This is a genomic window from Thermomicrobiales bacterium, assembly GCA_041390825.1.
Classification (GTDB): Bacteria; Chloroflexota; Chloroflexia; order Thermomicrobiales; family UBA6265; genus JAMLHN01.
The window spans coordinates 107,014-125,963 of record JAWKPF010000014.1 but is presented as its reverse complement, the minus strand read 5'-3'; the positions used below and the strand labels follow the sequence as shown (position 1 = coordinate 125,963).

The following is an 18,950-nucleotide window of genomic DNA, read 5'->3' as shown; positions in this document are numbered from 1 at the left end:
GCGGGCGAAAGCACTACAGCATCGCCAATTTCCCCGGAATGTGGGACCGCACGCTCACATTCAACGGGCTTTCCAAGGCGTATGCAATGACCGGATGGCGGCTTGGCTACGTCGCCGGACCGAAGCCATTCATCGACGAAATGGGGAAGGTCCAGAGCCATTCCGTTTCCCAGGCAACGTCGTTCGTGCAAGCGGCCGCGGTCGAGGCGTTGTCAGGTCCGCAGGAGTCGATTGGCGAGATGGTCGAGGCGTGGGACCGCCGCCGGCACCTCGTGACCAACGGACTCAGCAAGGTCAAGGGCATCAAGTGCCCGTTGCCAGAGGGTGCGTTCTATGCCTTCCCGGACGCTCGAGAGACCGGAATGTCTTCGATCGATCTCGGCGCCAAGCTGCTGCAGGAGGCGCGAGTTGCGGTAACCCCGGGTATCGCATTCGGCCAAGCGGGCGAAGGTCACTTCAGAGTGTCGTTCGCGACGGCAGACGATCTGCTGGAAGAGTCGATTCAGCGAATTGGGGATGCGCTCGGCTGGAGATAGAATTCTTCCTGCCCGAGAAAACACGCTACGCATAAGCGGGAACGGCCGGGTTGATGCCCGGTCGTCCCTTCTCAGTCGATGAAAGGGAAGTGAAGTCATGAGTGTCGATGAACGGTTGAGAGATCTCGGGATCGTGCTGCCGGAACCAGTGCGGCCAGTTGCGACGTATGTGCGCTATGTGCAAACCGGAAACCTGCTCTTCATCTCGGGAACTGGTCCTGGACCTGAAATTGCCAAGGGCAAGCTAGGCGCGGATATGTCGGTCGAAGATGGTTATGCCGCCGCGCGCTCGACCGGTCTGAGCATCCTCGCAACTGCCCAGGACGCGCTTGGCGATCTCGACCGAATCAAGCGGCTCGTCAAGTTGCTCGGCATGGTGAACGCCACGCCCGATTTCGAAGACCATCCGAAAGTCATCAACGGTTGCTCCGATCTGTTTGTCGAAGTCTTTGGCGAATCGGGGTATGGTTCTCGCTCCGCGGTTGGATTCGTTTCTCTTCCGACCGGCATTCCGGTCGAGATCGAGTGCACATTCGAAATTGCCTGACCGTGGCAGTGTCGTCTGCACGCGGACACTGTTGAAACAGGAGTTGTCACCATGATGTCCGAGCCAGTTCCCGTGACGCGGGAGGGTTACGAGCGACTCCGGGAGGAGCTCGAGTATTTGCGCGAGGTTCGCCGTCCCGAAATCGCAGCAATCGTTGCTGAGGCACGCTCTCATGGCGATCTGCGCGAAAACTCGGCGTACGATGCGGCCCGCCACGATCAGATGATGAACGAGCGCCGAATCGCCGATCTCGACACGCTCTTTCGCAACGCGGTAATCGTCGACGATCTTCCGGCCAGTAACGGCGCCGTTGGGGTCGGTTCGACCGTCACGATCGACTGGGATGGTGAAGAGGAGCGCTACACGATCGTTGGCGCGATCGAAGCCAAGCCGACGGAAGGCAAGATTTCGAATCAGTCGCCGATCGGCGCAGCATTGTTGGGCAAGCGTCCAGGCGAAAAAGCAGAGGTGCCGACACCTGCAGGCTCGCAGATGGTGACCATTCTGCGAGTGGAGTGATCTCCTCCAACACAATGCGAGAAGCGGAGCGCTGGCTTGCGCTCCGCTTCTCTTGCTTGCGACAGTAAATTGCTTGGCGCTCGAGCCTACACGGCAGCCTTGAGCGCCTCGGCCTTGTCGGTCTTCTCCCAGGGAAGATCGAGGTCGGGGCGGCCGAAGTGACCGTAGGCGGCTGTCTGTCGAAAGATCGGCCGGCGCAAGTCGAGCGTGTCGATGATCGCGGCCGGACGCAGGTCGAAGTGCTCCCGCACGAGCTGGGTCAACTTCTCGTCCGAAACCACGCCGGTGCCGTGCGTTTCGACCATGATCGAAACCGGCTGCGCCATCCCGATTGCGTATGAAATCTGCAGTTCGAACCGCTCGGCCAGACCTGCCGCCACGAAGTTCTTGGCGACATATCGGGCCGCATAGGCGCCCGAACGGTCGACCTTGGTCGCGTCCTTGCCTGAGAACGCGCCACCACCGTGCCGCGCCATGCCGCCGTAGGTGTCGACGATGATCTTGCGCCCGGTCAGCCCTGCATCGGCAATCGGTCCACCAAGGGTGAAGCGGCCGCTCGGATTGACGAAATACTTGGTGGTCTTGTCGAGCATTTCACCGGGCACTGCCTTGCCGATGACCATGTCGAGCACACCTTCCCTGATCTCGTCGTTGTGGACGGTCGGGTGGTGCTGGGTGGAGACGACGATGGCATCCACGCGAACCGGTTTGCCGTTCTCGTACTCGACCGTGACCTGGCTCTTGCCGTCCGGCAGCAACCATGGGAGGCTGTCGGTCTTGCGTGCGACCGAGAGTTCCCGTGCGATGCGGTGAGAGAGCGCGATCGGCATCGGCATGAGCTCAGGCGTCTCGTTGCAGGCGTACCCAATCATCATGCCCTGGTCGCCGGCGCCGATCTGGTCGTACTTGTCTTGCGCGTTGGCTTTCTCGCGCACTTCCAGCGCCGCGCCGACTCCGCCGGCAATCTCCGGGCTTTGCGCTTTCAGGGAGACGAGGACACCGCATGTTTCTGCATCGAAGCCATGCGACGAGTCGGTATAGCCAATGTCCCGGATGACCTGACGCACGAGCTCGGGAATCTCCACGTAGGTGCTGGTCGTGATCTCGCCAAAGACCATGATCAATCCGGTCGTCGCGGCCGACTCACAGGCGACGCGTCCGAACGGATCGTCAGCCAGCACGGCGTCGAGGACGGCGTCTGAGATTTGGTCGCAGACCTTGTCCGGATGTCCCTCGGTCACCGACTCCGATGTAAAAAAGGCCGATTCCGTGCCATTCGAACGGCTCATCATGCGTGTTGTTCCCTCACCGTTTTTCGTTCGCAGACGGTCTAGTGCAGCTCCCAGGAGTTCAAATAGGTGTTCTGCTCCTCGGTGAGCGTGTCGATTTCGATTTCCATCGCGGCGAGCTTTAGCCGGGCGATCTCGTGATCGATCTCGAGCGGAATGCGATAGACACGGTTCTCGAGATTCTTGCCCTCACGCACCAGATAGGCGGCCGCGAGCGCCTGATTGGCGAAGCTCATGTCCATGACACTGGCCGGGTGTCCCTCGGCGGCGGCCAGGTTAATGAGCCGTCCCTCTCCGAGGACGATCAACTTCTGGTCGGGCGCGATCGCGTATTCCTGGACGAACGGGCGCAGGGTGCGAACCCCCTCCCCAGCCATTTCGTCGAGCGCGGCGATATTGACCTCGGCATTGAAGTGGCCGGAATTGGCCATGATCGCGCCGTCTTTCATCTGGGCGAAATCGTCGCGGTCGATGACGTTGATGTTGCCGGTTGCCGTCACGAAAAGATCGCCGCGTGCCGCGGCGCGCGCCATGGTGGTGACTTCGAAACCGTCCATTGCCGCCTCGAGCGCGCGCACCGGGTCGATTTCGGTGACGATCACGCGGGCTCCCATGCCACGCATCCGCATGGCGATGCCCTTGCCACACCAACCGTAGCCGGCTACCACGGCGGTCTTGCCGGAGAGCAGGATGTTGGTGGCGCGCAAGATTCCGTCCACCGTGCTCTGGCCGGTGCCGTAGCGGTTGTCGAAGAAGTGCTTAGTGTCGGCGTCGTTGACCGCCATGATCGGAAACGCGAGGACGCCATCCTTCTCCATCGCCTGATCGCGGATGATTCCGGTGGTCGTCTCTTCCGTGCCGCCGATGACGTCCGGCAGGAGTTCCTTGCGGTTCGTGTGCAACGATGTCACCACGTCCGCGCCGTCGTCGATCACCAGATTCGGCTTGTGATCGAGCGCTGACTGAATGTGCCGGTTGTAGGTCTCGGCGTCTTCACCCTTGATCGCGAAGACCGGAATACCCGCATCCACCAACGCCGCGGCGACATCGTCTTGCGTGGAGAGCGGGTTGCTGGCGCAGAGCACCGCGTCCGCGCCGCCTGCCTGGAACGCGAGGGCGAGGTTGGCAGTCTCGGTGGTGATGTGCGCGCAACAGAGCAGCCGCAACCCTTCGAACGGCTTCTCCCGCGCAAACTGCTCGGTGATCTGCCGAAGCACCGGCATCTCGCGTGCAGCCCAATCGATCCTGCGCCGGCCATCTGGGGCCAGCGACGGATCTTTGATATCGAAATCCATCGCCTTGGTTGACATCCTTCTCCCTATCTCCCTTACAAAGCTGTCGTCGCCGCGCCTTGCAAAAGCGCGGCGGAAATCGATCCCGCGTAGTCCGGGAATGACGTGTCGAATCGATCGACGAACTCGTCGATGGTGTAGCTGTGTTCCTGAGTGCCTGTCTGTTCGACCGCGTACACCGCAGCAAGATTGGCGATACGGCCGGTGATGGCAGGAGGCAGATCGAGCAACAGTCCTCGCAACATCCCGCCCCGGAAGGCGTCGCCGGCGCCGGTGGGGTCGACCACCTGCCGCGCTGGCGCCGGTGGCACGCAAGTCGTCTCGCCATTCACGATGAAGTCGGAACCCTTCTCCCCGTACGTGACGACGACGAGTTCCTTCTGCGCGGCAATATCCGCGACGGTCAAACCGGTCTTGCGCTCGATCATGGCGAACTCGTAGTCGTTGCCGACCACGCACCAGGCAGCATCGATACCCTCGCGAAGGTCCTCCGCGGAAAAGATGATGATCTGGAAGGCCGGATCGAAGATCAGCTTGCACGAGCTTGCGCCCAGTTGGCGAACGTGCAGGCGCATGACTTCAGGGTCGGTTGGTCCGACCAGCCCGAAACGGCATTCGTTGCCGAGCTCGGTCAAGTCGATCATGCTTGCCTGGCTTCCCGGCCCCGGGTAAAACGACGCGATCTGGTTGCTCTTGAGGTCGGCCATCATAAAGGCCGACGCGGTCAAGGTGCCATCGTCCTGGATGACGTTGTCCAGCCCGATTCCGAGTTCCTCGAACGCATTTCGATAGGGGGCAAAGTCGTGCCCGACGGCGCCGACCAGGTGACTGGATTCGCCAAGGAGGGCCAGCGTGTAGCAGATGTTGCCCGCGACCCCGCCCCGTTGCTTCCGGAGTGAATCGACCAGAAAACTGACCGAAATGACATGCGCTTTTTCGGGAATGATGTGGTCGGCAAAAGAACCGCCGAACCCCATGATGTAGTCGTAGGCAATCGAAGCGCTCACAACTGCATTGCGATCAGCCGGCAAGATTCACTCCTCGCTCCACCGCGCCCGACAGGCACACAATAACCGCCTCCGACACGTGGGCGATGGCGGTCGAACCGAGAATAGCACGCCTCGCCTCGTGTGCATGGACGAGTCGCCCCGTTTCAGATCGACAACTTCGAATACAGCTCACCGGGTAGCCTTTCGAAGATGGACTTCGACTGTTTCGCCGCCCGCCTCGATCTGAGCCGCGAACGCATCCGAACCGTTCACGTTTTCCCCGGCCGCAAGTTTCTCCGCAAGCGTCTCATTGCGAATGAGTGCCGAGAAGGCATCGATTGCGGCGCTGGTTTCGGTCGGCGCCATGTATGTGATTTCGATACGGTCGTCGATCTGGTAACCAGCCGACTTGCGCGCGTCCTGCACCCCGCGCACGAAGTCGCGGGCGATACCTTCGTGCAGCAACGCTTCAGTGATCTCTGTGTCGAGCACGACGGTGCCGATCTGCCCTTGCGCGGCCGCAAAACCAGGCCGTTTGACGAGATCGACCAGGATCTCTTCGGGGGAGAGTTCGACAATCGCACCGTCTTCCAGCGTCAGTCGGACCGGCTCGCCGGAATTGACAGTGCGCGCGACTTCCGCAGGGTCGAGTGCGGAGAGTAGCCCACGCACTTCGCCGAGCCGTTTCCCAAGCCGAGGTCCAAGCAGACTCAGGTTCGGCCTGATTCCGTACGAAACGACATCGCCAAGCTCGCTCAGCGGGGCGATCGACTTGATGTTGAGCTCATCCAGAATGAGCTCCTTCAGCGACTCGGCTGCCCGATAGGCTTCAGGCTCGCGTGTGTAGACCAGAATACCTGCGAGCGGTTGCCGCACCTTGAGGTTCGACTCGGAACGCGCAGACCTGCCGAGCGCGACGATATCCATTGCTGCCGCCATGTCGCGCGAGAGTTGCTCATCGATCTGAGACTGGTCCGCGATTGGAAAGTCGGTCAGATGGACGGAAGCCGGCGCCGATGTGTCCACCGCCGCCACCAGGTTCCGGTAGAACTCATCTGTCAGGAACGGGATGAACGGGGCCAGCAGCTTGGTCGTCGTGACGAGCACGTCATACAACGTTCGATAGGCGGCTGCCTTGTCGCGGTCTGCTTCCGATTTCCAGAATCGGCGTCGGTTTCTCCGGATGTACCAGTTCGAAAGCTCTTCGACGACGAACTTCTCCAGCGCCTGCGCCGCTACCTCCGGCCGGTACGTCAGCAGATTCTCGCGGACTGTCTCGATCAGTTGGTTCTGACGTGAAATGATCCAGCGGTCGAGCAGCGCGCGTTCCGCCAATGGAACATTGCTTTCAGGGTCGGTCGGATCGAACCCATCGAGACGCGCGTACGTCACGAAGAATGAGTAGGAGTTCCAAAGCGGAAGGATGAATTGCCGCCGGATCTCGTCGAGCGTCTTGTATCCGAAGTTCAGGTTGTGGCTCGGGTTCACCGAGGTGAACAACCAGCGCATCACGTCGACGCCAGAAATCTCCGCGGCATCATCGAACCAAATGGCGTTTCCCTTGCTCTTGTGCATCTCCTCGCCCTTTTCGTCGCGCATGAGGGCATAGGAGAAAACATTGCGAAATGCCGGACGATCGGTCAGCGCAGTGCTCTGGGCGATCACCGAGTAGAACCAGTTGCGGAACTGTCCTGGGAAGCTCTCAGAAATCAGGTCTGCCGGGTACCACTTTTCCCAGTAGGCCCTGTTCGACCGATAGCTCAGCGTCGAGAACGCAACGATACCGGCGTCGAGCCACGGATTGCCGACATCCTTGATGCGTGAGACAGTCGCGCCGCAGGTCTGGCACGCGATCTTGACTCCATCCACCCACGGCCGGTGAGGCGAGTGGCCCTCGAACTCATCCCATCCTTCGATCGCGCGAAACTTGAGCTCGTCCTCAGAGCCAATGACCTCGAACGACCCGCACGATTCGCACTCATAGATGGGCAGCGCCAGCCCCCAATATCGCTTCTTGGAGATCATCCAGTCGTCCATATGGGCCAGCCAATCGAGCTCACGCTCCCGGCCAAACCCGGGCACCCAGTTGATCTCCCTGGTGACGCACATCATCGGCTCGCGCAACTCATCCATCGAGATGAACCACTCGTCGACAAGCCGGAAGGCGAGGTCGGTGCCACAGCGCCAGCAAACGGGGTAGCGGTGCGTGTACTGCTGACTGCGATAGAGGAACCCGCGCTGATCGAGATCGCGCATGATCGGGGTCGCAACATCGTGCACATACTCGCCGGTCAGCCAATCGAAGCCGTCCAGGTAAATGCCGGACTCATTGAGAGGTGCGATCACATCGAGATCGTGGACCTTCGAGAGCTGGAAGTCCTCTTTTCCGGCCCCTGGGGCGATATGCACGATCCCGGTACCTTCGACCGCGCTGACGTCATCCCATGGAATGACAACATGACGGACACCGGCATTGGCTGGCAAGTCGTCGAACGGCGCGCGGAACGTCAATCCGATCAGATCCTCGCCTTTCAACTCGGCCAGAATCTCGTGATCTCCCTTGATCGCGTTCGCGACCGCGTCCTTGCCGACGTAGAAAACGCGATCGCCTTGCTTCAGCCGCACGTAGGTGAGCTCCGGATTGACGGCGGCGGCGACATTGGCTGCCAGCGTCCATGGCGTGGTGGTCCAGACCATGAGCTCTTCGCCCGGACGCTCGACGATCGGGAACCCAACGAAGAGCGAAAGATGGGTGCGGTCCTGATAGCCCTCGGTCACGATCTCGTGCTCGGAAATGCCGGTGCCGCAACGCGGGCACCAGGGCATCGAGTCATGTCCCTTGTAGATCCAGCCCCGATCGTGGCACTGCTTGAGGAAATGCCAGATCGTGTAGTTGTTCTCGTCGGACATGGTGTAGTAGGAGTTGTCCCAGTCCATCCAGTAACCGAGGCGAATCGATTGATCGGTAATGCGCTCAGAGAATGTCCAAACGCGCTCCTTGCACCGATTCACGAACTCGGCGATACCGTAGGTCTCGATGTCGCGCTTTGACTTGAGTCCGAGCTCTTTCTCGACTTCGACCTCGACCCAAAGCCCCTGGCAGTCGAACCCGTTCTGGTACCGTTGCTCTTTCCCGAGCATCGTCTGGAAACGCTGAAAAAGATCCTTGTAGGCTCGGCCCCAACCGTGATGAACGCCCATCGGATTGTTCGCGGTGATCGGACCGTCGATGAAGGAGAAGCGCTCCTCGGCGCCCTTGTTGCGGTCGAGGTACGCCTGCATGATGCCTTCCTGGGTCCACCATGCGAGGATCGCACGCTCCATGGCCGGGAAGTCGGGCTTGGCTGGTACTTCTCGAAACGATGTCATGTAGTTCGATTCCTCGCTCGGTTCCCTCGCAAGAGCAATCGTCCGCATCCTGCGTAAGCGCGAAAACAAAAAAAGCCGTCCCTCTGGCAAGGACGGCCGAAACCGCGGTACCACCTCGATTGGCGACGGTGCGCGTCGCCCACTTGGTCTGCCGCTATAACGGGCGGCGGTCGGTCGAAATCGCAGGGATGGCCTGCGAATCGCGGCTCAGGGGCGATACCATGTGCGCGATCGCGTTGCTCGGCTTTCACCATCCCGGGCTCGCTCGAGCGATCGGCGTCACGGGCGTGTTCCCGTCAGTGCCTCTTCCATTCTCGACCGGTCAGCCTACCACGAGCGATTGACAGAATCAAAGTCTCGGAACGCCGAGTCGCTCCATCGTGTCGATCAGTCGATCCGGGCGGTGCGTGATGATGCCATCGACCCCCCGGCCGAGCAGGCGTTCGAACTCTCGCGACCTGTTTGGCGTCCAGGCATAGATCTTGAACCCGGCCCAATGCATCGCCCGAATGAGTGGCGGCACGCAGATGTGGTGATTCAGCATCAACTCTGTGGCACGACAATGTTTGCCCAGCACGATCAGAGGGAGAATCTGGAGCACGCCCTCGATCCAGCCGAAGATCGTTCGTCGGCGCCCGGTGGGGACTTGCGTCGCCCATTGACCTCGGCTGAGGCCGATCCGCATCTCCGGCACCTTTCTTGCAATCTTGCGCAGCGAGCGGGCGTGGGTGCTCGAGATCGACACATCGTCGCCACTGGCGCGCATTGCCCTAATGGCGACGACGACATCGTCTTCGAGACCACGCGGTTTCAGGTCGAGCAGCAACGGCGTGACGCCCTGCGTGATGGAGAAAAGCTGTTCGAGCTCGAGCACCAGCGGATCGCTCTGCCGAATCTGCTCGAGCGACAGCGAACGGACCTTGTGCCGTTTCTCATCGATCACGAGCACTTGATCGTGCACCAGAAAGAGCCTGCGACGCGTATCTGCCGTGAGGTCGCACTCGATACGGTCGACCCCAAGTTCCAACGCTTTGCGGAAGGAAAGCTCCGTGTTGGCCGGATGAAAGCCGTCAGCGCCCGAATGGCCGATGACCTCACAGGGTTTCGTACGCTTCATTTGCCTTCGGCGCGCTTGCGGACGCGTTGGTACAGCGAGGTGAGGCCGATCAGGTAGCTCGTTCCCAGGAGATAGGAAACCGTCACGTCGCTCGTGAAGTGATGCCCAAGGTAGACCCGGCTTGCTCCGACCAATGCCACCATCCCGGCGAGCAGGCCGACGATCGCATTGCGCAGGATGCCAATCTGAATGTGGACGTGAGCGAGATAGGCCAGGAAGCCATAGACGCCGGTGTAGATGATGACGTGACCGCTTGGGAAGCTGCTTCCCCCCAGGCGGGCCTTGGCGACGACGATCTCCGGATGGTTCGGGCGTGGGCGCTTCATGGTTCGCTTGATTCCGCCCGAAATCGCTCCGGTGCCCCATCCCATGAGTTGAAAGAAGGACTCTTGTGGGCGTCCAGCCGCGAGCATGGCCGATGGAATCAGCGCGGGCAGGATCTTGCTCTGGGGCGGAAAGCCCGCCCACGAAACCGCGTGCATGAGCTGATCGAACCCGGGGAGCGAAATTCGCTGAATACGCTGGGTGATGCGCTCGTCGACCTCCTGGGTCGCTCCGGTCCTGACCCCAAGGGCGACGAGTCCCGACACAGTCACCGCGACTGCGACATATCCGACCTTGAACAAACGACGAGCCATGGCGCCTCTCGAGAGTACCGACGACGGGTTTCGATCCGAACGAATTCTAGCCATGGCGCGCTCGACGGAAGTAGAGTTGCCGCATGGCGTACATACCTGCTCCCTCCGAACAAGACGATTCCGCTGGTTCCGGCGCTGGTTTTCGGACCAGTTTGGGTCCGGGTTTGTTCGTCCTGGTGTTGCTGACGTTTGCGCTCGCGTTCGTCCTGGCGCCATGGTCGTTCGAGGAAAAGGCGCATGCGCTTTTGCACGGCGTCTGCGGACAAACCGAGAGTCACACGTTGGCGTTCGATGGCATGTTGCTGCCGCTGGACACCAGGTGCGTCGGCATCTTCGGCGGGATGTTTTGCACGATGTTGCTGCTGATTGGCGCCGGACGTCATCGGGCGGCGGGGTTGCCGTCGATCGGGGCTGGCGTCCTGCTCATCGCCTTTCTGGGAGCCATGGCACTGGATGGCATCAACTCGTTGATGACCGATCTCGGCAAGCCGCGCCTCTATGTCCCAACCAATGATCTCCGGCTCCTGACCGGATGGCTGACGGGGATAGGACTGGGCAGCATCTTGATCATGGTTACCGGGATGACGTTCTGGAGAAGACCGAGAACGCAAATGCGGGTGCTCCCGAGCTGGTGGTGGCCCTTGGCGCTCGCGGTTCCGTGCCTGCCTGTATGGTTGTTGCTGCAAACGGATGCAGGTGCAGTCTTCTACTCGATCAGCGTAGCGCTCATTGCTTCCGCGCTCGTCGCATTTGGCGCCCTGGCTGCTTGCGCGATCGTGATGCTGCGCAATCGGGACAATACGTACGAACGATGGGATCAGCTGGCGCCGCTTGCGACGGCGGGGTTCGCGATCGCGCTGGTGATCCTCTTGGGTCTCGCCGGGGGACGCTTCTGGATCGAGTCGACGTTGGGATTGCCCACGCCATCGTAAGCGAAGCATTTTCCGCATGGTAGAATCGCGACCGTCAGCCGGTCGCGGACGTCTGTGATCGTGCCAACGCGCGTTTTCCACCACCAGACGAGACCACCCTCACCCATGCGAATCTATCGAAACACCGGTTATATCGACGCGTCGAAACGCCGCGCCAAGCTGATGGCGGTTGGTGGTTTTGCCCTCCTGATCGCGACGTTTCCAGTTGCGTTCTTCATGAGCAGCCGGAACAACAACTTCATCTTCTTGACCTATGTCTTTCTCGTGATCGGTTTCATCCTGTTCAACCGCGGGATGCAGCAGATCGGAAGATGGGGGAACAACGCGCGTCATGTGCGTGAGGATCTCTCGCTCGACAGCCACCTCAAGTCGCTTTCGGACAAATACACCTTGATCCACTACGGAGAACCGCTGGACAAGGTGGTCGACCACACCCTGGTGCATCCCGGTGGAGTGCTCGTCATCACCACCAAGGACTTCCCAGGGCAGGTGAAGGTCCAGAACGATGTGTGGCGCAAGAACGGTTCCGTCCTGAGCAGAATGTTCGCGTTCAGCGGTCCACAGGTTGGAAACCCGACCAAGGAAACCGAGCAGTCGCTCGATAGGGTCGAGGCCGCTTTGCGTTCCGCGGACCTGGAAGCCGACATCGAAGCAGTCATCGTGTTCACAGCAAGCACGGCGGAGATCGAAGTCGACGGTTCGAGCGACCCGGTCATCCCGGTCGAGGAGCTGGACGCCTATGTGCGTGACCTCGAGCCCGAGATCGAGCTGTCGACCGAAGAGCGAAACGCCATCGTCTCGTTGCTGTCCAAGGGCGAGCAGGTCGAGGAGCCGATCAAGACGACGACTCGGCGTCCCGTCAAGGTCAAGAAACGGGCGGCGTAGTGACTCCGACCGGTTGGCGATTCTGTGGCAATCGCCAGGCCGTGGACAGGCTGCGGAGCGCTGCGGCGCGACGTTCCCCCAGACACGCGTTTCTCTTCTCTGGCGTGCCGTCGCTCGGCAAGGGAACGCTCGCCAGGCGATTTGCCCAGACCCTTCTCTGCGAGCAACCGACTGCCGGTGATCCGTGCTTCGCATGCGCAAGCTGCCGCCGAGTCATGCGCGATGTGCATCCGGACATCTCGATCTTTTCGCTCGATCAGCAGACTGCCGCTGGCAGCGATCGCGCGAGCAAGTCTTCGTCGCTCACCATCGAGACAGCCCGTGCAATCGCCGCGCAGGCGCCTCTCCGGCCGCTCAATGGCGATTGGCGATTCGTGATCGTCGAGGACGCGGAACTGCTCTTGCCGGACGCCCAGGAGGCGCTCCTCAAGACTGTGGAAGAACCGCCTGCGTTCATGGTGCTGGTGCTCGTGACGGACGACCTGGAGGCCATCTTGCCCACTATCCGCAGCCGATGCGAGCTGGTCGAGTTTGGCGCTACTCCCATCAAGGAAATCGAACAGTTCCTGCTCGACCGTGAGATCGAACCGGACATCGCGGAAGCCGCCGCGACGTTCTCGAACGGCGCGCCAGGCTGGGCGATTCGAGCAAGCGAGGATCCCGTCCTGATCGAAGAGAGTGCATCGATCGTGGAGCAGGCCGCCAGTTGGATCGAATCGACCGACTTCGATCGCATCGCCACCGCGTTTGCGATGAGTGACGTGCTGGCCAGGCAACGAGCTGACACGATCGCGGTCATCGAAGCCTCGGCTGGTCTCTGGCGCGATTCGATGCTGGTCAGAAGCGGCAACTCCGATAGAATTACCTATCGAGCCCATTCGGACTTGACTGCTCGACTTGCCGGCTCGCATGACATTGCAGAACTGCTCGGAGCGCTGAGCGCCGTATGGACGTGTCTGGACGACCTCCGGATCAATGTCCGGCCGCGGCTCGCGCTCGAATCGATGGTGCTCTCATGGCCGAAGATGCCAGCCCGCAGTTGACGGGCGGTGTGGCGGAATCCCCGATCTCGTTTCCAAAGAACGTCGACGAGGCTCGTACTCTGGCGAAGCAGCGATTCAAGGATCGACTCGCGAATGGCGAGAAGGTTGGAGATTGCTCCTGCCATGACGACGAGCCTGGATTGGCGGCCGTAGCGCCCGAACATGCCAGGCGCGTGATCGGCACCCGGTTCATCGATTCCGGACAGGTCTACTTCTTCGATCCAGGAGCGACCGAGCTCGAGGCTGGCGATTGGGTGGTGGTCGAGACCTCCCGGGGGCTCGAAGCCGCCCGGGTCGTGATCGCTCCACATCAGGTGGCGGCCAGTCAGCTGAAAGGCGAACTCAAGCCAATACAGCGACGCATGAGCGAGCGGGACATCGAGCGAATGCAATCGCTGCGCAAGAGCTCGGCAAGCGCGATTCGCACCTTCAGCAGTGAGATTCATGCCCGCAAGCTTCCGATGAAGCCCATCAGCGCCGAATACAATTTCGATGGCAGTCAGCTGACCTTGAGTTTTTCGGCCGCCGATCGGGTCGATTTCAGGGAATTGGCTCGCGACCTGAACCAGAAGCTCAAATGCCGCATCGAATTGCGCCAGGTCTCTGCGCGAGAGGAAGCGAAGTTGCTGGGCGGTTTGGGACGATGCGGCCGCACGCTCTGTTGCTCGACCTGGTTGCCGATGTTCCCGGACATCACCATGGGTATGGCAAAGACGCAGGATCTTTCGCTCAATCCAAGCAAGGTCTCTGGCGTCTGTGGGCGGCTTCTCTGCTGCCTTTCGTATGAGAACGAGCAGTACCGGCAGATGAAGGCCGTGATGCCCAAACTGGGACAGAAAACCGAGACTCCATATGGAACCGGTACGGTGGTTTCGTTGCAGTTGCTCAAGGGACTCGTGACCGTCCTCATCGACAACGACAACCAGGAGCAGACGTTTCCTGCTCGGGAGCTCGGTTTTGGTGAGGCTCCGGTGGCGCCAATCCGGGTCGAAAAGCGCCCCAAGGTGGCCGTGCACGAGACCGTCGAGATCGATGTCGTCGACGTCGAAGAAGTCGTTGCCGCAGTCGATGAACCGGAGTCGAAGACCGAGGGCCCCGAGAAGACAGGCGGATCGCGTAGCGGAAAGCGCCGACGCCGGCGTCGCAATCGCGGAGGACAGAGCCAGGACGCGAACAAGTCCGGGCAGGGGAGTGAGCAAAGCGCATGACCACCTATTTGGTCATCCACACGCCAGTCGAATCTGATGAGGCAGACGTCAAGCCACCCACTGATCTCGCTGGTCTGGCGGCAGCGCACGGTAGAGATGGGGCCAGTCCGAGATGGTTGAAGGCTTGGTCGCCCGACTTGTCCGACGATCGCATCTTCTCGTTGTGGGAAGCGAAGAACGCGGGCGAAATCGTGCTCGTGCTGGAGCGGTATGGATTCCTCGACCAGATGGATTACGCCGCGATTCCGGTGAACGAGTGGGGCCCGGACGAGATCATTGCGGCGCAACGCGAGACGGCCGGTTCCTGACCGGGTTGATGGCGCGGCAATGCTGCTCGAACTGGAAATCCGCGATTTCGCGATCATCGACGATCTCCGAATTCAGTTCGGGGCAGGCGTCAACGCGCTGACGGGGGAAACCGGGGCAGGAAAATCGATCATCATCGACGCCCTCGGCGCAGTGCTCGGCGAACGCGTTTCCGCGGACATGGTGCGTGCAGGCGCGCGCACGGCCTATGTCGATGCGCGGTTTCTTCTCGACGATCTGTCTGCATCACAAACCCTTCACTCCTTGCTCGATGAGCATGGCGTCGCATACGAAGATGGCGAGGTCATTCTGAGCCGCGAGATCCAGGCCGGCGGCCGGAGTAGCGCGCGCATCAACGGCCGCAGCGCCACCGCTGCCCTGTTGGGGCAGATCGGAGCGCTGCTCGTCGATATTCACGGGCAAAGCGATCACCTTTCGCTCCTGCGGCCGGCGTCACAACTGGCAATCCTCGACCGTTTTGCGCAGACCGATCCCGTTCGATCCGAGGTCTCATCGCTTGTCCGGGAATGGCGGGCTGCGCGTGCCAGGCTCGACGCGATCGATTCCGGCGCCCGCGATCGGGCGCAACGCATCGATCTTCTTCGCTATCAGGTCCAGGAGATCGAATCCGCTGGACTGCGGCCCATAGAGGAACTGGAGCTCGAAACAGAACGCAGCCGGCTGGCCAATGCCGAGCGGCTCGGTCAACTCGTCGGCAGCGCGGCCGCATCGATCGGGGGCGACGAACTCGGAGAAGCGACCGCCGCGGATGGCTTGCGCACTGCCACACGATCGATTGGGGAGGCTGCGGCGCTCGATCCCTCGCTTGCGGGTGTTTCCGAGCGACTGATGGAGGCGGCCATTCTCGTCGATGAGCTTGCGCTGGAGCTTCGGGACTACCTCGAACAGATCGAAGCCAATCCCGACCGGTTGCTTCTGGTGCTCGAACGGATCGAGGCCATCAAGCAGCTCAAGCGCAAGTACGGCGCGACCATCGAAGACATCCTGGACTATCAGGCGGAGGCGGCGCGCGAGCTCGATTCATTGGGCGGATCCGAGCACGACGAGTCTGCTCTGCGAGCGACGGTGGAACACCTCGAAGAGTCGCTTCGTTCTGCCGCTGCTCGGCTGACCAGGGCGCGAGAGGCAGCAGCAAAGCGCCTGGCGGCCGACGCCTCCGCTGCCGCGGCCGATCTGAATCTCGGGAGCATGATGTTCGATGTCGCGGTGCGGTCGAAAACCGGCTCCCTGGCGATCGACGAAACAGGCGCCGATATCGTCGAGTTCATGTTCGCGCCGAACCGGGGAGAGGCGCCCAAGTCGCTGGCCAGAACCGCATCGGGTGGAGAGACCGCTCGCATGATGCTGGCGCTGAAATCGGTCCTGGCGGATTCGGACAACACGCCAACGCTTGTGTTCGATGAAGTCGATGTCGGAATCGGTGGTCGTTCCGGCCAAATGGTCGGAATGAAGCTCCAGCAACTCGGTATTGGCCATCAGGTGATCGTGATCACCCACCTGCCTCAGATTGCGGCTGTGGCGCAGCAGCACTTCAAGATCAAGAAGACTGCGATCGATGGCCGCACGACATCGCATGTGCTCCTGCTGGAAGGCGACGAGCGCGTCGATGAGATCGCGTCGATGATCGACGGCGAGCCGCCCTCTGCCACGTCGCGCAAGGGCGCGCGCGAAATGCTGGACCGGGCGGCCGTTTCAGCCTGATCTGGTAATTCTCTGCCGTATACTCGATCGGTCGCGGGCGCTCGGGAAGCGCCGCGCTTCGAACTGAACCGAAAGGATGTTTGGCCGCATGGGCGTCAACATGAAGATGATCCAGCAGATGCAGAATCGCATGGCGAAGATTCAGCAGGAGTTGGAAGAGACCGTGGTCGAAGGATCCGCGGGTGGTGGAGTGGTCGTTGCGCGAGTCACCGGAGCCAAGGAGTTCCAGGGCATCAAGATCGATCCCTCTGCGGTCGACCCGTCAGATGTCGAAATGCTCGAGGATCTGATTACCGCTGCCATCCAGGATGCCATGACCAAGGCGACCAATCTGAGCGCTGACAAACTGGGCGCATTGACCGGCGGGATGAAGATCCCCGGATTGATGTAACAGACGCCAGGAACTCTCGATGCCTGTACAGCAGGACGGTCCGCTCGACTTTCGTGTTGGCGACGTCGTGCGCCTGCGCAAGCCGCATCCATGCGGCGGGTTCGAGTGGTCGGTCCTGCGGATCGGTGGCGAGATCGGCGTGAAATGCCAGGTATGCGGCCGGCGATTGATGCTGACGCGGAGAGAGCTGGAACGACGGATGAAGAGCTTTGTCAGCCGCGGTCCCGAAAATGCGCCGGCGAGCGTGTCAGGCGCTCCAGCGTCCGACGAGTAGCGATTCCAGCAGCGCCATTCGTACGAAGACTCCGTTGTGCGCTTCGTCGAAGTACTTGGCACGGGGATCTCGATCGAACGACGGCGCGATTTCGTCGACGCGCGGCAATGGATGGAGCACGATGGCCGACGATGGCAGTCTTGCCATCGTCGATTCATTGACGATGTAAATGCCCTTGTTGCGGGCATACGCTTCGTCTGAAGCGAATCGTTCCTTCTGGATGCGAGTCTGATAGACGACATCGACGCCATCGATAGCGGTGGACAGATCGCTTTCGTCCCGGAACGGTATCCCTGCCTTGCTCAGCGCCTGGCGTACATCGTCGCCCATCTGCACCTCGGGCGGCGAAACGAAGATCAATTCGATCCCCGTGGATTGGGTGAGCAACATCGCCAGCGACCGGACGGCCCGGCCATACCGCAAATCGCCCACGAGCGCGATGCGCAGGTCATCGATGCGGCCAAGCTCGTGCCGGATGGTGTACAGATCCAACAGGGCCTGTGTGGGATGTTCGCCGGGCCCGTCGCCGGCATTCAGGATCGGTACTGAAGCCACCCCAGCCGCTCGAGCCGCCGCGCCTTGCTCGTAGTGGCGAATCACAATGGCGTCGGCGTACCCCTCGACGATGCGAATCGTGTCTTCGACCGATTCTCCCTTGATGGCCGACGAGAACTCGCGCGCATTCTCGGTCGAGATCACATTTCCGCCCAGCCTCAGCATGGCGGATTCGAAACTCAGGCGCGTGCGTGTGGAGGGCTCATAGAAAAGCGTCGCAAGAATGAGCCCTTCGAGACGGCGATCGGGCTTGCGCAGGGCACGCATCTCGTCGGCACGGTCGAAAACGAACTCGAGGTCGCCACGCGAGAACTGACTCACTTCGACGATGTGACGTGGCACCGATCTCCCCTTCTGTCGCGCTCGATTCTCCCGGAACAGTATAGTGAGCGGGGCTGCTCGGAAGGGCCGGTTTGCGGCAAACACCAGGGGGTTGGATGACAGTCGAGTTCTTGACCGAACAGGTGGGTTACGTCCCCGGCGCGGTCAATGTGGGGGTAGTGCGCGCTGCCAATGACCGATACATCCTGATCGACACCGGGCTCAACGACACAAGCGGCAAGAAGGCGATCAAGGCGATTCAGGAACTGAACGGAACCATTGTCGCCATTGTGACCACCCATGCGCATGCCGATCACTTCGGGGCAAACGCGACGGTCGTCAAGCGGACCGGCGCCAAGGTCTATGCACCGGCAATCGACGAAGCAATCATTCGCTATCCGATCCTGCAACCGTCGTTGCTCTACGCTGGAGCGGACCCGCCATCGATGTTGCGCAGCCGGTTCTTGCTTGCTGACGCGAGCCCGGTAGATACCATCATCTCAGCCGATGCCTTCGTGATCGAAGATGTGCCCTTCAAGGTGATTCCACTCGCTGGCCATTCCCCGAACCAGTTGGGTTTCAAGGTCGACGGCGTCTTTTTCAGCGCCGATGTGGCGTTGCCGGAATCGGTGCTGGAGAAGTACCGAATTCCATACCTGTATGCAGTGGGTGACCATCTGAATGCCATCGAAACCGCTCGGGGAGTCGACGCGGACTGGATCGTTCCGGGACACGGCCCGGTTGCGGAATCGATCGAGGATGTGCTCTTGCTGAATCGATCGCTTGTCCTCGAGGTGACCAGCCGACTGCAGGAGTTCGCGCAGTCGCCGGCGACCGCGAGCGACTTGATGGCTAAAGTGCTCGCGAGCTTCGATGCGCCTGTGAGCGATCACGCAGCCTATTTCCTGCTCCATCCGACGTTCTATGCGTTTCTGAGCTATCTACACGGCCAGGGAGCGCTGGAAAGCGCGGTCGAGGGATATCAGACCCTGTGGTGGCGAACGTAGCTCATCTGGC

Annotated in this window: 19 protein-coding genes; 12 read left to right on the top strand and 7 right to left on the bottom strand. The window is 61.0% G+C overall.

The features are described from left to right. The 3 genes from R2855_09350 to greA all read left to right on the top strand — a co-directional run. A partial coding sequence (locus tag R2855_09350) for an aminotransferase class I/II-fold pyridoxal phosphate-dependent enzyme (GenBank protein MEZ4531223.1) occupies nucleotides 1–536 on the top strand: 536 nt, incomplete at its 5' end. 97 nt (nucleotides 537–633) lie between these two features. Beyond that, a complete protein-coding gene (locus R2855_09345) occupies nucleotides 634–1,083 on the top strand; it encodes a RidA family protein (protein ID MEZ4531222.1) in 450 nt (149 codons plus the stop codon). Nucleotides 1,084–1,134: 51 nt separating this feature from the next. Next, the gene (gene greA / locus R2855_09340; protein MEZ4531221.1) at nucleotides 1,135–1,602 is read left to right on the top strand and encodes a transcription elongation factor GreA; all 468 of its coding nucleotides are present in this window, start codon (nucleotides 1,135–1,137) and stop codon (nucleotides 1,600–1,602) included. Between the two features lie 86 nt (nucleotides 1,603–1,688). On the opposite strand, the gene metK is transcribed toward greA, so the two are convergent. From metK to R2855_09310, 6 genes are all read right to left on the bottom strand, one after another. Next, entirely contained in the window at nucleotides 1,689–2,894 is a 1,206-nt protein-coding gene (gene metK, locus R2855_09335) for a methionine adenosyltransferase (protein ID MEZ4531220.1), read from the bottom strand. Nucleotides 2,895–2,932: 38 nt separating this feature from the next. Next, nucleotides 2,933–4,201 (bottom strand): adenosylhomocysteinase, encoded by a 1,269-nt coding sequence (gene ahcY, locus R2855_09330; protein MEZ4531219.1) that lies wholly within the window; start codon nucleotides 4,199–4,201, stop codon nucleotides 2,933–2,935. Nucleotides 4,202–4,218: 17 nt separating this feature from the next. Continuing rightward, nucleotides 4,219–5,214: a carbohydrate kinase family protein gene (locus R2855_09325; GenBank protein ID MEZ4531218.1), complete on the bottom strand. Its 996-nt coding sequence runs from the start codon at nucleotides 5,212–5,214 to the stop codon at nucleotides 4,219–4,221. Nucleotides 5,215–5,361: 147 nt separating this feature from the next. Continuing rightward, complete coding sequence (gene ileS, locus R2855_09320; GenBank protein MEZ4531217.1) at nucleotides 5,362–8,541, bottom strand: isoleucine--tRNA ligase; 3,180 nt, start codon at nucleotides 8,539–8,541, stop codon at nucleotides 5,362–5,364. Nucleotides 8,542–8,890: 349 nt separating this feature from the next. After that, nucleotides 8,891–9,658, bottom strand: coding sequence for a glycerophosphodiester phosphodiesterase (locus tag R2855_09315; GenBank protein ID MEZ4531216.1), 768 nt, complete (start codon nucleotides 9,656–9,658; stop codon nucleotides 8,891–8,893). Next, nucleotides 9,655–10,296: a phosphatase PAP2 family protein gene (locus R2855_09310; GenBank protein ID MEZ4531215.1), complete on the bottom strand. Its 642-nt coding sequence runs from the start codon at nucleotides 10,294–10,296 to the stop codon at nucleotides 9,655–9,657. The genes R2855_09315 and R2855_09310 overlap by 4 nt, the downstream gene beginning before the upstream one ends. Nucleotides 10,297–10,379: 83 nt before the next feature. Between R2855_09310 and R2855_09305 the strand changes: the two genes are divergently transcribed. From R2855_09305 to R2855_09270, 8 genes are all read left to right on the top strand, one after another. Further along, complete coding sequence (locus tag R2855_09305; GenBank protein MEZ4531214.1) at nucleotides 10,380–11,228, top strand: DUF2085 domain-containing protein; 849 nt, start codon at nucleotides 10,380–10,382, stop codon at nucleotides 11,226–11,228. Between the two features lie 105 nt (nucleotides 11,229–11,333). Beyond that, nucleotides 11,334–12,113 carry a nuclease-related domain-containing protein gene (locus R2855_09300; protein MEZ4531213.1) on the top strand — a complete coding sequence of 260 codons (780 nt, stop codon included), beginning with the start codon at nucleotides 11,334–11,336 and terminating at the stop codon, nucleotides 12,111–12,113. Continuing rightward, nucleotides 12,113–13,156 carry a hypothetical protein gene (locus tag R2855_09295; protein ID MEZ4531212.1) on the top strand — a complete coding sequence of 348 codons (1,044 nt, stop codon included), beginning with the start codon at nucleotides 12,113–12,115 and terminating at the stop codon, nucleotides 13,154–13,156. Before R2855_09300 ends, R2855_09295 begins: the two co-directional genes overlap by 1 nt. Next, entirely contained in the window at nucleotides 13,129–14,364 is a 1,236-nt protein-coding gene (gene ricT / locus R2855_09290; protein ID MEZ4531211.1) for a regulatory iron-sulfur-containing complex subunit RicT, read from the top strand. The genes R2855_09295 and ricT overlap by 28 nt, the downstream gene beginning before the upstream one ends. Beyond that, nucleotides 14,361–14,672, top strand: coding sequence for a hypothetical protein (locus tag R2855_09285; protein ID MEZ4531210.1), 312 nt, complete (start codon nucleotides 14,361–14,363; stop codon nucleotides 14,670–14,672). The genes ricT and R2855_09285 overlap by 4 nt, the downstream gene beginning before the upstream one ends. 19 nt (nucleotides 14,673–14,691) lie before the next feature. Next, nucleotides 14,692–16,392, top strand: coding sequence for a DNA repair protein RecN (gene recN, locus R2855_09280; protein ID MEZ4531209.1), 1,701 nt, complete (start codon nucleotides 14,692–14,694; stop codon nucleotides 16,390–16,392). An 88-nt stretch (nucleotides 16,393–16,480) separates the two neighbouring features. Further along, complete coding sequence (locus R2855_09275) at nucleotides 16,481–16,783, top strand: YbaB/EbfC family nucleoid-associated protein (protein ID MEZ4531208.1); 303 nt, start codon at nucleotides 16,481–16,483, stop codon at nucleotides 16,781–16,783. 19 nt (nucleotides 16,784–16,802) lie between these two features. Continuing rightward, nucleotides 16,803–17,057 (top strand): DUF951 domain-containing protein, encoded by a 255-nt coding sequence (locus tag R2855_09270; GenBank protein MEZ4531207.1) that lies wholly within the window; start codon nucleotides 16,803–16,805, stop codon nucleotides 17,055–17,057. Here R2855_09270 and pyrB read toward each other — a convergent pair. Next, nucleotides 17,031–17,954: an aspartate carbamoyltransferase gene (gene pyrB, locus R2855_09265; protein MEZ4531206.1), complete on the bottom strand. Its 924-nt coding sequence runs from the start codon at nucleotides 17,952–17,954 to the stop codon at nucleotides 17,031–17,033. The genes R2855_09270 and pyrB overlap by 27 nt on opposite strands. A gap of 95 nt (nucleotides 17,955–18,049) precedes the next feature. On the opposite strand from pyrB, the gene R2855_09260 reads away from it, so the two are divergent. Further along, entirely contained in the window at nucleotides 18,050–18,940 is an 891-nt protein-coding gene (locus R2855_09260; GenBank protein ID MEZ4531205.1) for an MBL fold metallo-hydrolase, read from the top strand. Nucleotides 18,941–18,950: the final 10 nt, after the last annotated feature.

What these genes read in the sequence shown, in the direction of transcription:
- metK (MEZ4531220.1), bottom strand. Translation starts at nt 2,894, where the DNA reads ATGATGAGCCGTTCGAATGGCACGGAATCGGCCTTTTTTACATCGGAG.
- R2855_09300 (MEZ4531213.1), top strand. Translation starts at nt 11,334, where the DNA reads ATGCGAATCTATCGAAACACCGGTTATATCGACGCGTCGAAACGCCGC.
- ricT (MEZ4531211.1), top strand. Translation starts at nt 13,129, where the DNA reads ATGGCCGAAGATGCCAGCCCGCAGTTGACGGGCGGTGTGGCGGAATCC.
- R2855_09270 (MEZ4531207.1), top strand. Translation starts at nt 16,803, where the DNA reads ATGCCTGTACAGCAGGACGGTCCGCTCGACTTTCGTGTTGGCGACGTC.
- R2855_09260 (MEZ4531205.1), top strand. Translation starts at nt 18,050, where the DNA reads ATGACAGTCGAGTTCTTGACCGAACAGGTGGGTTACGTCCCCGGCGCG.
- R2855_09310 (MEZ4531215.1), bottom strand. Translation starts at nt 10,296, where the DNA reads ATGGCTCGTCGTTTGTTCAAGGTCGGATATGTCGCAGTCGCGGTGACT.
- R2855_09315 (MEZ4531216.1), bottom strand. Translation starts at nt 9,658, where the DNA reads ATGAAGCGTACGAAACCCTGTGAGGTCATCGGCCATTCGGGCGCTGAC.
- ileS (MEZ4531217.1), bottom strand. Translation starts at nt 8,541, where the DNA reads ATGACATCGTTTCGAGAAGTACCAGCCAAGCCCGACTTCCCGGCCATG.
- greA (MEZ4531221.1), top strand. Translation starts at nt 1,135, where the DNA reads ATGATGTCCGAGCCAGTTCCCGTGACGCGGGAGGGTTACGAGCGACTC.
- R2855_09275 (MEZ4531208.1), top strand. Translation starts at nt 16,481, where the DNA reads ATGGGCGTCAACATGAAGATGATCCAGCAGATGCAGAATCGCATGGCG.
- R2855_09345 (MEZ4531222.1), top strand. Translation starts at nt 634, where the DNA reads ATGAGTGTCGATGAACGGTTGAGAGATCTCGGGATCGTGCTGCCGGAA.
- ahcY (MEZ4531219.1), bottom strand. Translation starts at nt 4,201, where the DNA reads ATGTCAACCAAGGCGATGGATTTCGATATCAAAGATCCGTCGCTGGCC.
- R2855_09285 (MEZ4531210.1), top strand. Translation starts at nt 14,361, where the DNA reads ATGACCACCTATTTGGTCATCCACACGCCAGTCGAATCTGATGAGGCA.
- R2855_09305 (MEZ4531214.1), top strand. Translation starts at nt 10,380, where the DNA reads ATGGCGTACATACCTGCTCCCTCCGAACAAGACGATTCCGCTGGTTCC.
- recN (MEZ4531209.1), top strand. Translation starts at nt 14,692, where the DNA reads ATGCTGCTCGAACTGGAAATCCGCGATTTCGCGATCATCGACGATCTC.